At 67.3% G+C, this 18,705-nt stretch carries 19 protein-coding genes; 4 read left to right on the top strand and 15 right to left on the bottom strand.

The features are described 5' to 3' along the window. Nucleotides 1-28: 28 nt before the first annotated feature. Genes manB through rfbD form a run of 3 tightly spaced genes read right to left on the bottom strand, consistent with a single transcriptional unit; the run spans nucleotide 29 to nucleotide 2,923 of the window. Nucleotides 29-1,108: a mannose-1-phosphate guanylyltransferase gene (gene manB / locus EF834_RS05705; protein WP_127946264.1), complete on the bottom strand. Its 1,080-nt coding sequence runs from the start codon at nucleotides 1,106-1,108 to the stop codon at nucleotides 29-31. Further along, a complete protein-coding gene (locus EF834_RS05700) occupies nucleotides 1,105-2,007 on the bottom strand; it encodes a glycosyltransferase family 2 protein (protein ID WP_127946263.1) in 903 nt (300 codons plus the stop codon). Before EF834_RS05700 ends, manB begins: the two co-directional genes overlap by 4 nt. 34 nt (nucleotides 2,008-2,041) lie before the next feature. Beyond that, nucleotides 2,042-2,923: a dTDP-4-dehydrorhamnose reductase gene (gene rfbD, locus EF834_RS05695; RefSeq protein WP_127946262.1), complete on the bottom strand. Its 882-nt coding sequence runs from the start codon at nucleotides 2,921-2,923 to the stop codon at nucleotides 2,042-2,044. Nucleotides 2,924-3,051: 128 nt separating this feature from the next. Here rfbD and EF834_RS05690 point away from each other — a divergent pair, with 128 nt between their 5' ends. Further along, the gene (locus tag EF834_RS05690) at nucleotides 3,052-4,551 is read left to right on the top strand and encodes an LCP family protein (protein ID WP_235871014.1); all 1,500 of its coding nucleotides are present in this window, start codon (nucleotides 3,052-3,054) and stop codon (nucleotides 4,549-4,551) included. A 104-nt stretch (nucleotides 4,552-4,655) separates the two neighbouring features. Then, nucleotides 4,656-5,366, top strand: a complete 711-nt coding sequence (locus EF834_RS05685; protein WP_127946261.1) for a TIGR03089 family protein — start codon at nucleotides 4,656-4,658, stop codon at nucleotides 5,364-5,366. On the opposite strand, the gene EF834_RS05680 is transcribed toward EF834_RS05685, so the two are convergent. From EF834_RS05680 to EF834_RS05650, 7 genes are all read right to left on the bottom strand, one after another. Then, nucleotides 5,351-5,710 carry a hypothetical protein gene (locus tag EF834_RS05680; protein ID WP_127946698.1) on the bottom strand — a complete coding sequence of 120 codons (360 nt, stop codon included), beginning with the start codon at nucleotides 5,708-5,710 and terminating at the stop codon, nucleotides 5,351-5,353. The two genes, EF834_RS05685 and EF834_RS05680, sit on opposite strands and share 16 nt — an antisense overlap. A 40-nt stretch (nucleotides 5,711-5,750) precedes the next feature. Next, nucleotides 5,751-8,192, bottom strand: a complete 2,442-nt coding sequence (locus EF834_RS05675) for an FtsX-like permease family protein (RefSeq protein ID WP_127946260.1) — start codon at nucleotides 8,190-8,192, stop codon at nucleotides 5,751-5,753. Next, on the bottom strand, nucleotides 8,192-8,947 hold the full coding sequence (locus EF834_RS05670) for an ABC transporter ATP-binding protein (protein ID WP_127946259.1): 756 nt from the start codon (nucleotides 8,945-8,947) through the stop codon (nucleotides 8,192-8,194). The genes EF834_RS05675 and EF834_RS05670 overlap by 1 nt, the downstream gene beginning before the upstream one ends. A 209-nt stretch (nucleotides 8,948-9,156) precedes the next feature. Then, a complete protein-coding gene (locus EF834_RS05665) occupies nucleotides 9,157-9,819 on the bottom strand; it encodes a response regulator (protein ID WP_127946258.1) in 663 nt (220 codons plus the stop codon). A gap of 10 nt (nucleotides 9,820-9,829) precedes the next feature. Further along, nucleotides 9,830-11,008 carry a sensor histidine kinase gene (locus tag EF834_RS05660; protein WP_127946257.1) on the bottom strand — a complete coding sequence of 393 codons (1,179 nt, stop codon included), beginning with the start codon at nucleotides 11,006-11,008 and terminating at the stop codon, nucleotides 9,830-9,832. 30 nt (nucleotides 11,009-11,038) lie between these two features. Then, nucleotides 11,039-11,512 (bottom strand): 5-(carboxyamino)imidazole ribonucleotide mutase, encoded by a 474-nt coding sequence (gene purE / locus EF834_RS05655; RefSeq protein ID WP_127946697.1) that lies wholly within the window; start codon nucleotides 11,510-11,512, stop codon nucleotides 11,039-11,041. A 104-nt stretch (nucleotides 11,513-11,616) separates the two neighbouring features. Beyond that, nucleotides 11,617-12,897 (bottom strand): 5-(carboxyamino)imidazole ribonucleotide synthase, encoded by a 1,281-nt coding sequence (locus tag EF834_RS05650; RefSeq protein WP_127946256.1) that lies wholly within the window; start codon nucleotides 12,895-12,897, stop codon nucleotides 11,617-11,619. 130 nt (nucleotides 12,898-13,027) lie between these two features. Between EF834_RS05650 and EF834_RS05645 the strand changes: the two genes are divergently transcribed. After that, complete coding sequence (locus EF834_RS05645) at nucleotides 13,028-13,576, top strand: GtrA family protein (protein ID WP_127946255.1); 549 nt, start codon at nucleotides 13,028-13,030, stop codon at nucleotides 13,574-13,576. Between the two features lie 128 nt (nucleotides 13,577-13,704). Here EF834_RS05645 and EF834_RS05640 read toward each other — a convergent pair whose 3' ends face one another. From EF834_RS05640 to EF834_RS05625, 4 genes are read right to left on the bottom strand one after another with little or no spacing between them, the layout of a single operon-like run. Beyond that, a complete protein-coding gene (locus EF834_RS05640; RefSeq protein ID WP_127946254.1) occupies nucleotides 13,705-15,039 on the bottom strand; it encodes a sensor histidine kinase in 1,335 nt (444 codons plus the stop codon). A 12-nt stretch (nucleotides 15,040-15,051) separates the two neighbouring features. Then, on the bottom strand, nucleotides 15,052-15,732 hold the full coding sequence (locus tag EF834_RS05635; RefSeq protein ID WP_127946253.1) for a response regulator transcription factor: 681 nt from the start codon (nucleotides 15,730-15,732) through the stop codon (nucleotides 15,052-15,054). Nucleotides 15,733-15,767: 35 nt separating this feature from the next. After that, nucleotides 15,768-16,343 carry a PH domain-containing protein gene (locus EF834_RS05630; RefSeq protein ID WP_127946252.1) on the bottom strand — a complete coding sequence of 192 codons (576 nt, stop codon included), beginning with the start codon at nucleotides 16,341-16,343 and terminating at the stop codon, nucleotides 15,768-15,770. 42 nt (nucleotides 16,344-16,385) lie between these two features. Next, the gene (locus EF834_RS05625) at nucleotides 16,386-16,964 is read right to left on the bottom strand and encodes an HdeD family acid-resistance protein (protein WP_127946696.1); all 579 of its coding nucleotides are present in this window, start codon (nucleotides 16,962-16,964) and stop codon (nucleotides 16,386-16,388) included. Nucleotides 16,965-17,399: 435 nt separating this feature from the next. Here EF834_RS05625 and EF834_RS05620 point away from each other — a divergent pair, with 435 nt between their 5' ends. Next, nucleotides 17,400-17,825 carry a DUF7144 family membrane protein gene (locus EF834_RS05620; protein WP_127946251.1) on the top strand — a complete coding sequence of 142 codons (426 nt, stop codon included), beginning with the start codon at nucleotides 17,400-17,402 and terminating at the stop codon, nucleotides 17,823-17,825. A 26-nt stretch (nucleotides 17,826-17,851) separates the two neighbouring features. On the opposite strand, the gene EF834_RS05615 is transcribed toward EF834_RS05620, so the two are convergent. Beyond that, on the bottom strand, nucleotides 17,852-18,685 hold the full coding sequence (locus EF834_RS05615; protein WP_127946250.1) for a biotin--[acetyl-CoA-carboxylase] ligase: 834 nt from the start codon (nucleotides 18,683-18,685) through the stop codon (nucleotides 17,852-17,854). Nucleotides 18,686-18,705: the final 20 nt, after the last annotated feature.

The raw sequence follows: 18,705 nt of genomic DNA, 5'->3' as shown, positions 1-18,705 counted from the left end.
TTAGCGACACTAAAGGAATCAGGTGCGGTCACACGTCGGTGCTGAACCGCACCCCGCCGTCGGGGATCGAGACGCCGGGCCACACGCGGGCACCGCTGATCAGCTCGCACCGCGCGCCGATGTCAGCGCCGTCACCGACCACCGCGTCCCGCACCAGCGCCCGCGGACCGATCCGGGAACCGAACCCGATGATCGACCGCTCGACCACCGCACCGGCCTCCACCTGCGCGCCGTCGAACAGCACGGCCCCGTCGAGTCGGGCACCGGCACCGACAACCGCGCCGCGACCGACGACCGTGCCGCCGATCAGCAGCGCTCCCGGCGCCACACCGGCACCCGGATGGACCAGAGACTCGCCGCGCGGGCCCTCCAACGCGGGCGACGGCGCAATGCCACGAACGAGGTCAGCCGAACCACGCACGAAGTCGTCGGGCGTACCCATGTCCCGCCAGTACGAGCTGTCGACGTGACCGAACACGCGCGCACCGTCTGCGAGCAACGCGGGGAAGACCTCGCGCTCGACCGAGACCGGACGATCCGAAGGGATCTTCTCGATGACCTCGCGGCGGAAGACGTAGCAACCTGCGTTGATCTGGTCGGTCGGCGGATCCTGAGTCTTCTCCAGGAATGCCGTCACGCGGCCGTCCTCGTCGGTGGGCACGCAACCGAAGGCCCGCGGATCGCCGACGCGAACGAGGTGCAGTGTGACGTCGGCGTTGTTCCGGTGGTGGGTGTCGAGCACCGTCGCGAGATCGGTGCCACCGAGGACATCCCCGTTGAAGACCATGATGTTGTCGGCCCGCAGGTTCGGAAGCACGTTGCGGATACCGCCGCCGGTGCCCATCGGTTCGACCTCGGTGACGTACTCGATCTCGAGGCCCATTCCGCTGCCGTCACCGAAGTACTCCTCGAAGACCTCGGCCTTGAACGAGGTACCGAGCACGACGTGGGTGATGCCGGCCTGCTTGATGCGCGCGAGCAGGTGCGTCAGGAACGGCACCCCCGCGGTCGGGAGCATCGGCTTGGGCGCGGACAGCGTGAGTGGACGCAGCCTGGTGCCCCGGCCACCCACCAGAACTACGGCGTCGGTCGCCGGTGCAGTTGTCATGCTTTCCCCTCAATCTCTATTTCCCGACGCTCGTCCACGCCGCGCCGCCGAACGGCTGCCGCGACCGCGAGCTTTGAACGCAGGGCTAGTCCCCCCCGCAACGCCCACCGTAGGGGCGCCTGCCACCACAGCGGGTGGCGGTCGGCCTGGAAACGGTAGGCGCTCTGATGATGGGCGGGCAGCATCAACTCGGGATGGCGGCCCGCGGCATGTCCCTTGGCGTGGGTCACCTCAGCAGACGGCACGAACACATTGAGCCAGCCCGCCTTCCCGAGACGGTCACCGAGGTCGACGTCCTCCATGTACATGAAGTAGCGCGAATCGAAGCCGTCGACCGAATCGAACGCAACCCGCCGCAGCAACAAGCACGAGCCCGACAGCCAACCCGCGGCACGCTCGCTGATCGCGTCGTTCTCCTGGCGGTACCGCAGGGTCCACGGGTTCGACGGCCACACCGAGCCTAGGACCGCGTGCCCGGCTCCGGAGACCAGGCCTGGCACCTGGCGTGCCGAGGGATACACACTGCCGTCCGGTTCGCGAACCATCGGTCCGAGAGCACCGGCTCGCGGCCACCGCTCCGCCGCGGCCAGCAGCTCGTCGATCGAGCCCGGCGACCAGCGGACGTCGGGGTTGACGACGATGACGAACTCGATGTCGGGATCGATCTCGGCGACGGCGCGGTTGATCGCCCCGCCGTATCCGATGTTGCCGCCGGTTCGCAGCAGCCGGACATGATCATGAGCTGCGGCGGCCGCCTCGGGCGCGCCATCGGTGGACCCGTTGTCGGCAAGGATGACCTGCGGATACTCGACGGTGGCGTCGGCCAGAGTGCTCAGGAAATGCTCCAGATGCTCGCCTGGCGAGTAGGTCACCGTCACCACGGCCAGCTTCGAACTCACGCGGGCCAGCCTAGCCCGAACGCCCGTACCGTTTTCACCCGAGCCGTGCCAGCGCGTCAGCCAGCGCTTCCCACCACGGACGCAGCGGGGTCAGTCCGGCCGCCTCCCAGGAGCGGGGAGAGAGCACCGAGTACGCAGGTCGTGGCGCCGGCTTGGCGAACTCGGCGCTCGAACACGGTTGAACGCGCTCAGGATCGGCACCGACTTCGGCGAACACTGCGCGGGCCAGGTCGAACCGTGTCGCGGAGCCGGCGTTGGTCGCATGAAGGGTGGTCACACCCCGGCCGCCGGTGCAGGCGAGCTCGAGCAGGCCGGCGGCCAGATCCACCGAGTAGGTGGGCGCGCCCATCTGATCGTCGACGACCCGGACCGTGTCGCGCTCGCGTTCCAGTCGCAGCATGGTCGCGACGAAGTCGGCTCCTGCGCCGCTAGACCCCCCAGCCGTGCCGGTGTACACCCAAGCCGTCCGGACGATCTGCGCACTGGGTAGCTCCGCGTGGACCGCTCGCTCCCCCGCCAACTTGGTTCGGCCGTAGACCGACCGAGGACCGGTCGGGTCATCGGCCTCGTAGGGCACGGCGGCGTCGCCTGCTCGGTCGCCGGCGAAAACGTAGTCAGTCGAGACCTGGATCAGGCCCGCGCCGGCACGCGAGCAGGCGGCTGCGAGGTTGCGCGCGCCTATTTCGTTGACGGCGCGAGCGGCCGCCTCGTCCGACTCCGCGCCGTCGACGGCCGTGTAAGCGGCACAGTTGATGACGACCGCATCGGGTTCCACCCACCGATCGACCGCATCGCGGTCGGTGATGTCGAGTTCGGCCGACCCGACGCCCGCAGCCTGCAGGCCTTTGTCCTCGGCGCACCGCAGCAGTTGGCTGCCTAGTTGGCCACGTGCACCCGTCACCAGAATTCTTCGCACAGCTACGAGTCTGGCACGCCGAGGATCGCCACCCCTCGTCCGAACGCGATCGCCAGTAACCTGGACGTCAGTCAACGTGAGAACCGACGTCAGTCAACGTGAGAACCGACCGCCATGGAGACACACACGTGCCACAGGAGTCGACCGCACGGAAGGTACCGCGGCCACGGGCCAGGGCCTCGCGTACTCAGATCGCTGTTGCGATCACCGCGGTACTCATCCTGGTGGTCACGGGAATCGCTTGGCGCGGTGTCGACTCACTGCGATCGAACCTCGCGACGATCGGTGGCCTCGGACTGGGTGGTGCCAGGGACGGCGCCGTCGACATCCTCCTCGTAGGCATAGACAGTCGGACGGACGCGCACGGAAACCCACTGAGCCCGTCGGAACTCGCCTCGCTCCACGCAGGCGACGAGATCGCCTCCAACACCGACACGATCATCCTCATCCGCGTACCCAACGACGGCAGCTCTGCGACCGCCATCTCCATCCCACGCGACGCGTACGTCGACGTCCCCGGTCTGGGCATGTCGAAAATCAACGCGGCCTACGGTGCAACAAGGGAGATCGAACGCCAGGAACTGATCGAGGAGGGCGAATCCGAGGCCGAGGCCGACAAGGAAGCCACGCAGGCCGGTCGTGAGGCTCTGATCAAGTCGGTGGCGAACTTGACCGGTATAACCGTCGACCACTACGTGGAGATCGGCCTGCTCGGGTTCGTGCTGCTCACCGACGCGGTCGGCGGCGTCGACGTGTGCCTCAACGCGCCCGTCTACGAGCCCCTCTCGGGTGCGAACTTCCCGGCCGGCGAGCAGACACTCAACGGCTCCGAGGCCCTCAGCTTCGTCCGCCAACGGCACGGACTGCCCCGCGGAGACCTCGATCGGATCGTCCGCCAACAGGTATTCATGGCTTCCCTCGTCCAGAAGGTGCTGAGCGCGAATACCCTCACCAACCCGGGAAGATTGAACGAACTCTCCAGCGCGGTGCAACGATCGGTAGTGCTCGATTCCGATTGGGACATAATCGATTTCATCACCCAGCTACAGGACCTCGCCGGCGGAAACGTGACGTTCGAGACCATCCCGGTGGTCGACATCAACGGTATGACCAACGCCGGCGAGTCCATAGTTCGAGTCGACCCCGAGGCCGTCCGCAAGTACGTCGCCGGGGTCGTGGGCGCAGAACCGAAAGAGTCCGAGACCGAGACGACCCCGACCACCATGCCCGACATCGACATGTCGTCTTTCACCGTCGACGTCGTCAACGACAGCAACGTCAGCGGCCTGGCCTCGAGCGTCGGACAGACTCTCGTGAGCGAAGGCTTCGATCTCGGAACCGTCGGCAACAACACCGGCAGGTCCGTAGCGCGCACCACGGTGTTCGCAAACAATGCCGACAGCGAGGCAGCCCAGGCCGTCTCAGTGACTCTCGGAGGGCTGCCGATCCATGCAGACCCGTCCCTCCGCTCGGGGGAAGTCCGCGTCGTCTTGACCGGGGACTACAGGTCGTACTCCGGGACCACCTCGACACCGAGCAACATCGCCAACCCGGGTACCTCGCCGACGCCGGTCGACCCGGGCCCCGCGATCACCGCCGGCGAGCCGGGACCACACTGTGTCAATTGAGCGCACCGCACTCGCGTCAATCGAGCGCACCGCACTCGCGTGAACTGAACGCACCGCACTCGCGCGAACTGAACGCACCGCTACTAGTCGAAAGAACGAATCCCGTGCCCAACCTGGCAAGCGCACTGCTCGACCCCATCCTCGCCGCCGACCCTGCCGGTCCCCGGATCACCTACTACGACGACGCCACCGGAGAGCGCATCGAACTGTCGGCGATCACCCTCGCCAACTGGGCGGCGAAGACCGCGAACTTCCTGTGCGACGAATTCGCGCTCATGCCCGGGGCACGGGTTTCGGTGCTGCTGCCCGCTCACTGGCAGACCGCCGCGGTCCTCCTCGGCGCGTGGTGGGCGGGGCTCGAGGTGACGCTGGACGCCGATCCCGATGCCGATGCCGCGCTCGCCACCGCAGATCGTCTCGACGACGTCGCCGACGTCCCCGAGGTCGCGATCCTCTCCCTCGACGCGTTCGGCCGGCCGGCCGCGGACCTGCCGGTCGGGGTCACCGACTACGCCACCGCTGTGCGCGTGCACGGCGACCAGTTCGACACCCCCGGATCCAGCTCCGCTGCACTCGACGGGCGCAGCGCCGACGAAGTCCTCTCCACGGCCCGCGCCGTTGCCGCCGAGCAGAATGTGTCCGGATCCGATCGGGTGCTCTCGACCCGCCAGTGGACCACCGCCGACGACGTCGTCGCCGACCTGGTCTCGGTACTCGCGGTGGGGGCCTCGCTGGTGCAGGTGTCCAACCCGGACGAGGCCGCGCTGGCTCGCCGCATCGATACCGAGAAGGTCACCGCTCAGCTCGACGTGTAGCCACCGTCCCCGAGGCCCGCGGCGATCTCGTAGCGGTTGCGGGCCTTGGGATTCCGCATCTCCTCCCACAAGTACAGCAGAGCGAAAACCGCCCCGTGACAACCCCATTGGTCGGCGTGGACGACCTCGTGCCGGAGCACGCGGCGGCAAGTGTTCGTGTTGGTGAGGTAGGCGCCTCCGAGGGTCATGCCGCCGCGGCTGAACCCGCCGCGCATCCCCGAGCACACGAAGATGCCGAACTCGTCGTCGAACTCGATCCGTGCCCGCCGCAGCCGCGCGTAACGCAACGCAACCACCGTGACCAGGCGGGAACTGCGGCTGCCGCGACTGGCCCGGGCCAGCATCGCCTGCCGCGCCCGAGCCTGCCGCGCATCCCTCACAACCTCACGCTAGCGCAGCCACCGGAGCCGTTCCGGCAGCGCGGCGCGCTGGTAGCAGAGCCGCAACCACCCCCGCGAATCCCCCGCCCAAAACAATGGCGGCGAGGGTGAGCCATGGCAGCGTGCCCAACTCGAGGCCCTCGAATCCGAACACCGAGGCCGATCCGGCGATGCCGAACGCGAGGCCGAGCACCACCCCCATTCCGGACGCCACGCCGGCGATCAGCAGCGCCTCCCAGAGCAGCAGCGACCGCAGGCCCGCTCGCGTGAGCCCCAGCGCACGCAACAGACCCGACTCCCTGCGCCGCTCGAGAACCGACAGCGCCATCGTGTTGCCGACCCCGATCAGTGCAATCACGACGGCCACCGACAGCAGTCCGGCCACGATCAGCAACAGTGTGTCGAGGACGGTGTCGAGTGTCGCTCGCATCACGAGGGACCCGCCGACGTCGCTGCCCGGTGCGAACTGTTCCGCGAGCGAAGCGATCTCGTCTTGTACGGCCAGGCGGTCGTCGTGAACTCCGTCCGCCAACCGGATCCACATCTGATCGACTGTGACCTGCGACGACAGCTTCGCCAACGTCTGTTTGTCCACGAGTGCCAACGTGCCGGACGCGGCGGCTCCGACGATGAGATCACCGCGGCCGGCGGAGCCTCCCAACATCACCGTGTCGCCGGGGACGAGACCGAATACTCGACGCTCGTCCGGGCCCAGCATCAGTTGCCCCGGGGCGGGCAGGTCGATGTCGGTGCGCGAGGTGGCCCGCAGGGCCCAGACGTCCACGCCGACGACCGGCATCATGCGCCCGTCGGCAAGGTTGAGATCGGCTGTCTCCAGCTGCGCGACGGCCGTTACGCCATCCAGATCCAGTACGGCGTGGGTGAGTTCGGTCGGCAGTCCCGCGGAGTCACGCGTCATGATGCTCACGTCCACGGGGAACTGGCCCTCCACCGCTCCCGGCGCGCTCGCTCTGGTGACCGCGATGCCGACGACAAGGGTGCTGGTGAGGGTGACGCCGATCAGCAGCGCCGTCGCTGTGGCGGCCGTACGCCGCGGGTTGCGGCCCGCGTTTCGCGCAGCGAGCAGCCCCACCGGGCCACCGAGCCGTCCGACCAGTGCGCCCGCGCCCGAGACCACAGCGGGCACTATTCGCTGGCTCAGCACCACGATCGCGACGAACGTGAGCAGGCCCCCGAGGCAGGCAGTCAACACCTGTCCGGTTGCAACGCTCACCGTGAGGACGCCCATGCCGGCCAGTAACGCGAGGGTTCCGCCGATCCGCCGGGTCCGAGACACCACGACCGCCTCGGGCACGGACTCGAGCGGCCGCAGCGCGGCAAGCGGCGACACTCGTGTCGCGGCGCGTCCCGGCGCCGAGGCGGCCACCATCGTCATCGCGACACCCACGACGAGTCCGACGACCACCGTCACCGGTGTCACGGACACCCCGTTCAGCGGGATCGGGACGTCGGCGGCGGACGCAATACGCTCCACCGCCCAGGCTGCCGCAACACCGAACCCGACTCCGAGCACCGACGCGACGGCACCAACACCGGCCGCCTCGACCCGGACACTGCCGCGAACCTGCGTCGCCGTCGCACCAACACAGCGCAGCAGCGCCAGATCCCGGGTGCGAGCGGCCAGCAACACCGCGAACGTGTTCGCGATCACGAGTCCCGCGACGACGACCGCGATCGCCCCGAAGGCCAGCAGCACGCTCGCCAGGAGATCCGAATCGCCGAGGTACTGCTGTGACACCAACTCCGCCTGTCGGACACCGGTTTCCACGGTGACGTCCGGCGGCAGGAACGACCGGATCCGCTGCGCCAACTGCTCCTGGGAGAGGCTACCGTCGCCGGCGGCACGGATCTCCCCGGACTCGGATCCGGCGGTCCACCGGTCGAGTTGCTCGGTCGACCCGAACACCGTCGTGCCGTTCATCCGTTGCACGGTGCCCGCGAGGTCGATCAGCCCGACGACCGTCCCGACCGAAGCCGTCGTCGTCTCGCCGGCGAACGGCGTGACCGTCAGCTGACTACCGAGGGGAATCCCTGAGTTTGCGCCCACGGCAACCTCGCCGAGGGCGTCCGGATACCGGCCGGCCGCCAGCTTCTGCCAGCGCAAGCCAGGATCCTGCGATAGCGAGACCGCCGAACCCCACGACGTTCCCTCACCGGGACGCGTGATCTTCGCGCCGGTCGAGACATCCTCGCTAGCCGCCCGCACCCCCGGTACCGCGGCGACCGCGGCCGCGTCGGCGTTCCCTGTGACGACAACGTCCGTCGTGGCGTACTGCCCGGCGAGCGAATCCGTCACTCCGGCCTTCAGGGTCGAGTTCAGTGTCAGCGTCGCCACGATGAAGCCGACAGCGATGACGACCGCGAGGACTGACGCTACGTAACGTCCCGCGTGCGCGCGCATCTGCGCCCAGGCCAGGCCGCGCATCAGCCAGCCCTGCTGAGGTCGTCGGCACCGAGTGACCGCATGGTCTCGATTACCGAATCGGTTGTCGGACGATCGATCTCACCTGCGATGGACCCGTCGGCGAGGAGCACGACGCGGTCGGCGTACGACGCCGCGACGGGGTCGTGCGTCACCATCACCACCGTCTGCCCGGTCTCACGCACACTCGAGCGCAGCAGGTCCAACACCTCGGCGCCGGTGCGGGAATCGAGGTTGCCGGTGGGTTCGTCCGCGAAGATCACGTCGGGCTGCGGCAGCAGCGCCCGCGCCACCGCGACCCGCTGCTGCTGTCCGCCGGACAGTTCGTGTGGACGGTGTCCGAGCCGGTTCGTCAGGCCGAGTCGGCGCACCACCTCGTCGCGCCACCCGCGCTCGGGCACCCGTCCGGCCAGGCGCATCGGCAGCAGCATGTTCTCCTCCGCGGATAACACCGGCAGGAGGTTGAACGCCTGGAACACGAATCCGATTCGCTCACGGCGAAGTTCGGTCAGCTCCCGGTCCCCCAGCGCGGTGATCTCCGTGCCGCCCACCTGCACCGAGCCCGACGTCGCGACATCGAGTCCGGCCAGGCAGTGCATGAGTGTCGACTTGCCCGACCCGGACGGCCCCATGATCGCCGTGAACAAGCCGGCCCCGAAGTCCACGTCCACTCCGCGGAGGGCATGGACTGCAGTTTCGCCGTGGCCGTAGGTCTTCGTCAGGCCTCGCGCCCGCACCTTGTCGTCACCATTTCTCATGCTGTCGACGTTATGGCTGGTCAGCGGCCTTCCACATCGGAGCGAGGGTCGATCTCCAAACGGCCGACAGTAATACTCCGGTAGGACGCGCCATCAGCCTCAGCGCCCATACCTTCGCTGTCATCCTTCACTACCGGCACAGAACTCCGCTGTTTACCCAAACGCGCGGGAATCCGCTCGCGCAGGTCAGGAATGGGCGCTCAGGCCGATCAGTCGGAGCCGAGGATATCCTCCGGCCGCACGAGGCCGACCTGGAAGGCGTACACGACTGCCTGCACACGGTCGCGCGACCCGGTCTTCGACAGCACCCGTCCCACATGGGTTTTGACCGTCGCCTCGGACACCACGAACTTCTGGGCGATCTCGGCGTTCGACAGTCCGTGCGCCATCGCCTCGAGGACCTCGACTTCGCGTGGCGTCAGGTCCGGGAGCGTCGGCCGCACCGTGCCCAGCATCGGGCCGACGTGCTGCAGGAGCTTGCGCGTGGACCTCGCCTCGATCACGGCATCGCCCCGGTAGACGGTGCGGATCGCGTCGAGCAGTTCCTCGGGCGGGACGTCCTTGAGGAGGAACCCGCTGGCGCCGGCGCTGATCGCTGACATGACGTACTCGTCGTTCTCGAACGTGGTGAGCACGACCACCTTCGGCGAGTCGTCGCGCGCACTGAGCCGGCGGGTGGCCTCGATCCCGTCCATGTTCGGCATCTGGACGTCCATCAGGACGACGTCGGCGGAAGTACGTGCCAGCTCCTCGATGCCGCAGGCGCCGTCCGAGGCCTCGAGCACGACCGAGAGGTCGGGTTGCGAATCGATCACCATGCGAAAACCCGCCCGCACGAGCTGTTGATCGTCGACGAGGGCCACGCGAATCATGCCGACCAGACTAGGGCGCGACGTACGGCAGCAGGCCACGCACCCGGTAGCCACCGCCCGCGAGCGGTCCGGCACTGAGCTTGCCCCCGTGCAGCTTGGCCCGCTCGGTCATGCCGATCACCCCCTGTCCGCCCGGCGATGCCTCGATCAACGCTGTCGAACTGCCGCGGCCATCGTCGGTGACGACAAGCTCGAGTTCACGCTCGCGCCAGTTCAGCTCGACACGCGCCTGTGCACGCGGCCCCGCGTGCTTGAGGACGTTGGTCAGCGATTCCTGCACGATGCGATACGCGGTCAGGCCCGCGCCGGGCGACAGCTCGCGCGGCTCCCCCGTGAGGTCGAGGTCGATATCGAGTCCGCTGTGCCGCAGTTCCACGATCAGGCCGGCGATGTCAGCAGCACCGGGTGTCACGGCGAACTCACGCGGGCGGTCCTCGCGCAGTACCGACAACAGCGCCCGCATGTCCGCGAGCGCCTGCCGCCCTGTCGACGAGATCGTCTCGAGCGCGGCGATCGCGGCCTGCGGATCCTGCACCGCGCCGTAGCGTCCGCCGTCGGCCTGTGCGATCACGACGGTGAGCGAGTGCGCGACGATGTCGTGCATCTCGCGCGCGATCCGGGTGCGTTCTCCCAGGGCGGCCAGCTCGGCTTCCTGTGCACGCTCGAGCTCGAGCAGCCGCGCCCGCTCGGCCAGACCCTCGAGTTCCTGGATACGCACCCGCCGCAGATCACCGAACGCCCACACCGCGAGGACGAACACGATGGCGAACGCGGACAGGACCGCGACGCCCTGCCACCCGATGCCGGCGAACGCGAAGTACCTGATCCCGGCCGCGGTAGCACCGACGATGGAAATGGCCAGGGCCGTATAGCTGCTCCACCGAGGAGCGTAGGCCGCGAACCCGTAGAGCGCGATCGGCACCGCGATCGCGCTCGGCATCAGCGTGTCGACGACCAGCAGGTGCACGACCGCGAACCCTGCGACCATGAAGCCGGACACCACCGTCCTTGACCGCCGCCACGCGAGTGGCACCGTCATTCCCAGCGAGATCACCGCCGCCGCGGCACCGCCCCCGGCAGCCCCGGCCAGGCAGATCAGTGACAGCAGCGCCGCCTCGACCCGGTCGATCCCGACCGCGTGGGCGGCGCTCCAGCGATACCAGCGCTCACTGAGCGGGAATCGGGCCATGCATCAGCCTCGGCTTCGATCCCTGACCGCTCAGCCGAGCAGCTTGCGGCGCAGCGCCTCGTCCTTCTCGAGAACCATTTGCTCGAGGCCTGCCTGGAAGTCGGCCATTCGCTGCAGTAGGGCCGGATCTGACGCGCCGAGGATGCGCGCGGCCAGCAGCCCCGCGTTGCGGGCGCCGCCGATCGATACCGTAGCGACGGGGACCCCGGCGGGCATCTGCACGATCGACAGCAGCGAGTCCATGCCGTCGAGGTACTGGAGCGGCACCGGCACGCCGATCACCGGAAGCGGGGTTGCCGACGCGACCATGCCGGGCAGGTGTGCGGCGCCCCCGGCGCCCGCGATGATGACCTTGATGCCGCGCCCCGCCGCGTCGCGGGCGTAGTCGAGCATTCGCTGTGGGGTGCGGTGTGCCGACACGACACCCACCTCGAACCGGATGCCGAACTCGGCGAGCGCCTCGGCTGCGGCCTCCATCGTCGGCCAGTCCGAGTCGCTGCCCATGATCAGCCCGACGAGGGGCCCGTTCGATTCAGTCACTTCGTGCTACTCCCCTTGTGTTCCATCCAAGACGTGTCATTCCCGCCCAGCGTCATCCCCGCCAGTGCTCATTCCCGCCCAGCGTCATCCCGCCCGTGTGCATCCCACCCGTCGGTCCACTCGGCATACGACAGCCAGTACGCCGCCCGCTCCGCGCGCTCGCGCACCTCAGCAACGTACGCCGGATCGTCCGGTGAACCCTCGGCACCGCCAACCACATTGACGTGACCAATCTTGCGGTCCTTGCGCTCGCCCTTGCCGTAGAGGTGCACCTTGACGTCGGGCATGCGCGCGAACAGGTGGTGCAGTCGCTCGTCCATGCTCATGGTCGGCGGCTCGGGTGCGCCGAGGACGTTCGCCATCACAGTGACCGGTGCGGTAGGTGAGGTGTCACCGAGCGGGTAGTCCAGAACGGCTCGCAGATGCTGCTCGAACTGCGACGTCCGCGCGCCGTCCTGTGTCCAGTGACCGGAGTTGTGCGGACGCATTGCCAGTTCGTTGACGACCAGCGCGCCGTCCGTGGTCTCGAACAGCTCGACGGCCATCGCACCCACGACGCCCAACTCGGACGCCACCCGCAACGCCAATCGCTCGCCCTCCGTCGCGAGGTCGGCCGACAGCTGCGGTGCCGGCGCGACTACGACCGCGCACTGCCCATTTCGCTGAACCGTCTCGACGACCGGCCAGGACGCGCCCTGCCCGAACGGCGACCGCGCGACCATCGCCGAGAGCTCCCGGTTGAAATCGACTGCCTGCTCGACCATCAGCGTGACGCCCCGGTCGAGTTGCTCTGCAACGATCGCCTCGGCCTCGTCGGAGTCGTCGGTGATCCAGACACCGCGACCGTCATAGCCGCCGCGTACGGCCTTGAGGACGACGGGCCAGCCGTGCTCGGCACCGAACCGAATGACATCCTCGGCCCACGTGACCTCCGCGAAGGCCGGGACCGGGACACCCATCTCGCTGAGTTTGCGCCGCATCGCCAGTTTGTCCTGCGCGTACACGAGAGCCTGCGGCGGGGGTTGAACGTTGACACCCTCGGCCACGAGCGCATCGAGGTGCTCGGTGGGGACGTGTTCGTGATCGAACGTCAGCGCAACCGATCCGACTGCGGCCTTGCGCAGCGCCGCGAGGTCGGTGTGACTGCCGAGCACGACGTCCGGGCTGACCTGCGCGGCGGGCTCATCGATGCCTCCCGCGAGCACCCGCAGGGTCTGTCCCAACTCGATCGCGGCCTGGTGCGTCATACGGGCGAGCTGACCGCCACCGATCATCGTCACCACCGGCATCCCGCTCGGGAGATCTCGCTGCGGGGTGGGGCGAGCTTCGGATTCAGATTTGCCGGTCACGACTCACCATGGTGTCACGTTCGTCCGTCGGTGCTCCTGTCGAGGTCGTCCAGCATCGCGACCTGTGAAGAACCTGATAGAACGCCGTCTGCTGCATCGATGAGATTACGTATTCGTACAATACTTCGTTGTGTCTTTCGTCGATGCGGCGATCAGCCGAGTTCCGCAGCCCTTCCGGACCATCGTCGTTCGCCACCGCGAGTTCATCAAGTTCGCGATCGTCGGCGGCACGACCATGGTCGTCGACCTCGCGATCTTCTACACCCTGAGCCTGTCGATCCTCGAGCAGAAGCCTGTCGTCGCCAAGGTCTTTGCAGGCGTCATCGCGACGATCCTGAGCTACATCCTCAATCGCGAGTGGTCGTTCAAGCACCGTGGTGGCCGCGAACGGCATCACGAGGCACTGCTGTTCTTCACGATCAGTGGCGTCGGTGTCATCATCGCGGCGGCACCGCTGTGGATCGCGAACAACATCTTCGACATCCGTACTTCCCTGAGCTTCACGGCCCTCTTGGTCGTGGACTTCGTCCTCAACTACATCATCGGCAATCTGCTGCAGATGACCTTCCGATTCTGGGCCTTCCGCAGGTGGGTCTTCCCGGAGGAATCCACCGAACACGAGGCTTTCGATCAGCCCGAACCGGCGAGTTTGGCGGGAGACGATCCCGGCCGCGTATGACTCCCGGCCCTGTACGACTCCCGGCCGTGTATGACTCCCGGCCTTGTATGACACAGTCGGTGCCGACTAGCCCGGTGTCCGACCAGCCCATGTTCGACTGGAGCAGCGTCCAACCAGCGCAGGTCGGCCTAGCGCGGTTCGTGGATACCGGCCACCCGCGTCGGGGCTTCGTCCCGGACTGGCGAAAGGAACACCGCGAACAGGGCGGGTCGTCTGCGCTGGAGTTCGAGACGCCCGCCGTCGGCCTCCACCAATGCTCGCGCGAGCGCCAGCCCGACCCCCGTCGATCCGGCCCCGGAGAATCCTCGATCGAAGATGTGGGGCGCCAGCTCGTCGCTCACTCCCTCGCCCTCGTCGGATACCTCCACGCATACGCGGGAATCGAGCGAATCCTTCGGCGACCCTCGTCCCACCGGACCGGAAGCGAGCCGAACTGAGACCGTGCAGGTGCCGGAGCCGTGCTGCAGGGAGTTGTCGATCAGCACCGACACCGCCTCGCGCAGCCGTGAGCCGGTCGCTGACGAAGTCAACCGTGGCTCGCCCCGCAGTCGCAGTACCCGACCGGAATCCTTGAACGGACCCTGCCAGTCCTCCACGACGCTCGCGAGTTCCTTCACCACCGAGACCTGCTCGTGGCTGGCGGCATCGTCATCACGGGACGATCGCACGAGATCGTCCACGGCGACCGTGAGCCGATCGACCTGCGCCATCGCTTCCTCTGCCTCGTGCACCACGGAGGGATCCGGGTGGCCGGACAGTTCGTCCAGCCGCAGGTGCACCGCTGTCAGTCGGCTCCGCAGCTGGTGCGAGACATCGCCGACGAGTGCATGCTCACGTTGCAAACGCCCCGATATCTCGACGGTCGCAGAATCCAGCACGTCGGACACGCGATCGAGTTCCGGGATGCCGTGCCTGCGGGGGTCCGGACGGAAATCCCCCTCGGCGAGCCGAGCCGCGCGCTCCGCCACGTCCCTGAGGGGATCGGCCAGGCGTTTGGCGGTCAACACCGCGACGCTTGCGCCGGCACCCATCGAAGCGAGGACCAGCAGGGTCACCGCGCCCACCGCCTGACGCTGCAGCGTGCGCATACGGTCAGACGGCACCTCGAGTCGCAGCGACCCGGACGTACCCATCGACAGCGACTCGACGAGCGGCGAGGGCACCGATTCCGCCCCGATGTCCATCCGTGCAGCCCCGTCCTCGGGCGTTGGATAGACCACGACGAGCTTGCCGCCCTCCGGTACGGCGAGACGCAGGGAGGTCGTGTCCAGTTCGCCCTGGACGACACCGGCACTGCCCTGCTGCATGATGATCTCCACAGCCATCCGGTCCAGCCGGTTCTGGAGGTCGCTGCGGGTGAAGTCGTCCACCCACAGCCACGCGGTGGAGATCAGCGGGACACCGAGCAGCAGACCCGTGAAGATGACGACCGCGAGGATCGACTGCAGGATTCTGCGACGCACGGTGCGGAGGACCTAGTCGGTGTTGATCCGGAACCCGACCCCGCGCACGGTCGCTATGCGCCGATCCGCACCCGCCCCCTCGTCACCGATCTTGCGGCGCAGCCAGGACATGTGCATGTCGAGCGTTTTCGAACCACGCAGTTCCACATCGCCCCACACCTCACGCAGGATGGTGTCGCGCGAGACGACTTGACCGGCGTGCTCGAGCAGCACCCGCAGCAACTCGTACTCCTTGTTGGCGAGTGCGATCTCGGACCCGTTGACCAGGACGCGACGCGCGGCAGGCTCGAGGCGGATCCCGGCGACCTCGACGACGACGTCCTCACCGCCGCCGCTTCGACGCAGCAGTGCTCGGACCCGCGCCATCAGTTCGGCGAGCCGGAACGGCTTGCCGACATAGTCGTCGGCGCCCGCGTCCAGGCCGACGACGAAATCGACCTCGTCGGTTCGCGCAGTCAGCATCAGTACGGCCAGGTCCAGGCTGTGTGCACGCAACTGGCGGCACACTTCGAGCCCGTCCATCCCCGGAAGACCGAGGTCGAGGATCAGCAGCTCGAACTCACCGGTGAGCGCACGCTCAAGCGCGGCCGGCCCGGTCTGTTCGGTCGTGACGGTGTAGCCCTCGCGGCCGAGCGCACGCGACAGCGGCGCAGCGATGGCTTCGTCATCTTCGGCAAGCAATACGGCGGTCACGACGACAGCCTACGATTACGCGGGCCGATGCGGTCCTATAACCAGCCTTTCCGATAATTTCGACTTTCGTCGCGTGCCTCGCCCAGACCACTGCCCTGGTAGCGTTCGCGCGGAATGTTCGCGGAATCGAACACCTGGTGGTAGAGCAGCGAGTGGACCTTCTGGACCTCGGGAATGTCGTTGAACTCGAGCGGGTCATCGGAAGACGCGACGATCACGAGCGTGCCGGTGCGCAGCATCCTGTCGACGAGCCCGTGTCGAAACTGAACGTTGCTGATCCGGTTCATGGGGATGTCTATACCGGTGTGCGTCATCACCCCGTGTCGGATCATCACTCGCCGGTCGGTGACAATGAAGTGCGTCGACTTCCACCTCAGTACCGGGACCAGGACCTTCCACGCCACGACCGCCAGCCACAACGCTCCGACCAGGATCGACACGATCGTCACGGTGCCGCCGGTCAGCTGCGACTGGGCAAGTCCCACAGCGAATCCAGCGATTGCGGTCGCCAGGATGAAGGTCACCGACGGGACGACGAGCCTCTTCCAGTGCGGATGGCGGTGGAGCACCAGTCCCTCGTCCGCCGCCAACGCGTCCTGCGGGTATCTCATGTGAAGAGTGTGGCAGTGATCCCGCGGGTGGCGGGCCCCAGCTCAGCTCGATCGGCGCGCCAGGAAGGCAGAGGCGACGACGATGAGGCCGTACAGGATCATCCACACTCCGACGACGATCACGAACACGCCGAGTGAGAGTTCAGGCTGCAGCAGCACGATCGCACCCGCGACGACGCTGATGATTCCGAGGACGATGCTCACGGCCCGGTTGCCGGGAACCTCCGTGGCGCCGGCGACGAGGTCGAGCACGCCACGGAACACCCACCACGCACCGATCACGAGTGCGATGACCACGAGCGTCTGCAGCGGACTGCGGAGGACGAGGAACCCGAGCAGCACCGCGAGCGCGCCCGATAATCCAGTCAGCGTGCGTGCCGCCGTCGGGGCGTTGACCTCGGCGAAGGAGCGCACGATCTGGATGATCCCGAACGCGAACACCTGGATCGCGATGAGCACGGCAACGACGACGAGCGTGGCGCTCGGCCACACCAATATCGCGATTCCGAGACCGAGGGTGAGAAGACCGAAAACGACGGTCAGCGCCGTCAACATGCGATCAGCGGTCTCTTGGTCCGGAGATTCACCGGCCACCCACGCTTCGCCGGAACCCGCGGACATTCCCTGCTGTGCGTTCATCTCTACCCCCTGCCGCTGCCAAACCCCTCACGAAAATTGCTGTGTGATTCAGCGTCGAACCGAAATTCAGCCGAACTGAAATCCAGCCTCCACCTGTGATTCAGCGTCCACCTGCGATTCAGCGTCCACCTGCGATTCAGCGTCCAACTCTGATTCAGACCAACTCTGATTCAGACCAACTCTGATTCAGCGTCGAACTGTGATTCAGCGTCAAAGTATCAGCACGACACACTCTGCGAGGGATTGTCCGGCGATTGCGCGCACATCCGGCTCCGGGGTGCGGACAAAGCCCTCAATTTTCACCCTTCCGGCGGGTGATTTCACCCTTCGGGGATGAGGTTTCACGAACCGAGACATTGCAGACTGCACCTGATGAAGTGGCTTCTCCACCGGTGAGCGATCGAAAGGGGAACTGCGATGACGACCAACACACCGACGACCCACGGTTCGGGCGGCGGGGGTTCCGGACAAGGGTTCGCGGCAGGTGCGTCACTCGCTGCTGCGGTCATCCTCGTCACGGTAGGAATCCTGCAGATCCTCCAGGGCATCTCGGCACTGATCAAGGACGACGTGTTCGTCGTCGGTCCGGACTACATCTACCAGTTCGACCTCACCGCGTGGGGCTGGATCCACCTGATCATCGGCGCCGTCGTCGTCCTCGTCGGTCTGGCGCTCATGACCGGCGCGATGTGGGCGCGAGTGGCGGCAATCGCCATCGCGGCGCTGTCGATCATCGCGAACTTCCTGTGGATCCCTTGGTATCCGCTGTGGTCGATCCTCATCATCGCGCTCGACGTCGTGGTGATCTGGGCGGTCGCCACCTGGAAACCCCAGACTGCGTGAGGTTCACGCCACGCGCAGCGTGAATTTCAGACCGCGCGCAGATGGGTGACGTCGCCGGCCGATACCGCGACCGGCGACTCACCCTTGGGCTTGATCACCACTCGTCCCTGTCGGTCCACATCGGTCGCGATCCCAACGAGCTCCCGGTTTCCCGGGAGCTCGGCGCGTACCAGGCGGCCGAGCGTGCCGCACCGCTCACGGTATGCCGCCGCGAGTTCGTCCACCTTCCAGTCGGCGGACTGCCATTCGCGCCACCGCTCGGCGAGCGCTCGCAGCATCGCGCGCACCAGGACGGTGCGGTCGGTGACGTCGGCATTCTCGAGCACCAGAGACGTCGCGGTGGGCACCGGAAGCTCGTCCCGCGTCAGGCTCACGTTCAGTCCGATGCCGACGACGACCGTCGGGACCGGCTCCGTCGACGCCACCTCGGTGAGGATTCCCGCGACCTTCCGGTCCTCGATCAGAACGTCGTTGGGCCATTTGAGTTCCGCCTCGACGCCGGCCACGTCGCACAGAGCATCGACCACTGCGATGCCCGACAGCAGCGGCAGCCAACCGATGTCGGACAGGTCGACCCCGGGCATGTCGAGCACAGCCGACATGGTCACCAACGCCCGCGGCGCGCTCACCCAGGTGCGCGCATGCCGACCCCGGCCGCCCGACTGGTATTCGGCGATCAGAACGCTGCGCGCATAGTCCGGGCCCTGCGGCCGGGCGAGCAGGTCGGCGTTGGTGGAGCCAGTCTCGGTCACCACGTCCAGGCACGACCAGAACGCCTTCGGGTCACCGCCGGGGCGACGAACGAGTGCGCGTCGAAGCGCACTCACATCGAGCGGTGGGCGGTTCAGATCGGTCCACATTCCAACCAGCCTAGGATGCG

Origin of the sequence: Rhodococcus spongiicola (genome assembly GCF_004011835.1) — a bacterium.
GTDB classification, from domain to species: domain Bacteria; phylum Actinomycetota; class Actinomycetes; order Mycobacteriales; family Mycobacteriaceae; genus Prescottella; species Prescottella spongiicola.
This window is presented reverse-complemented; position numbering and strand designations above follow the sequence as displayed.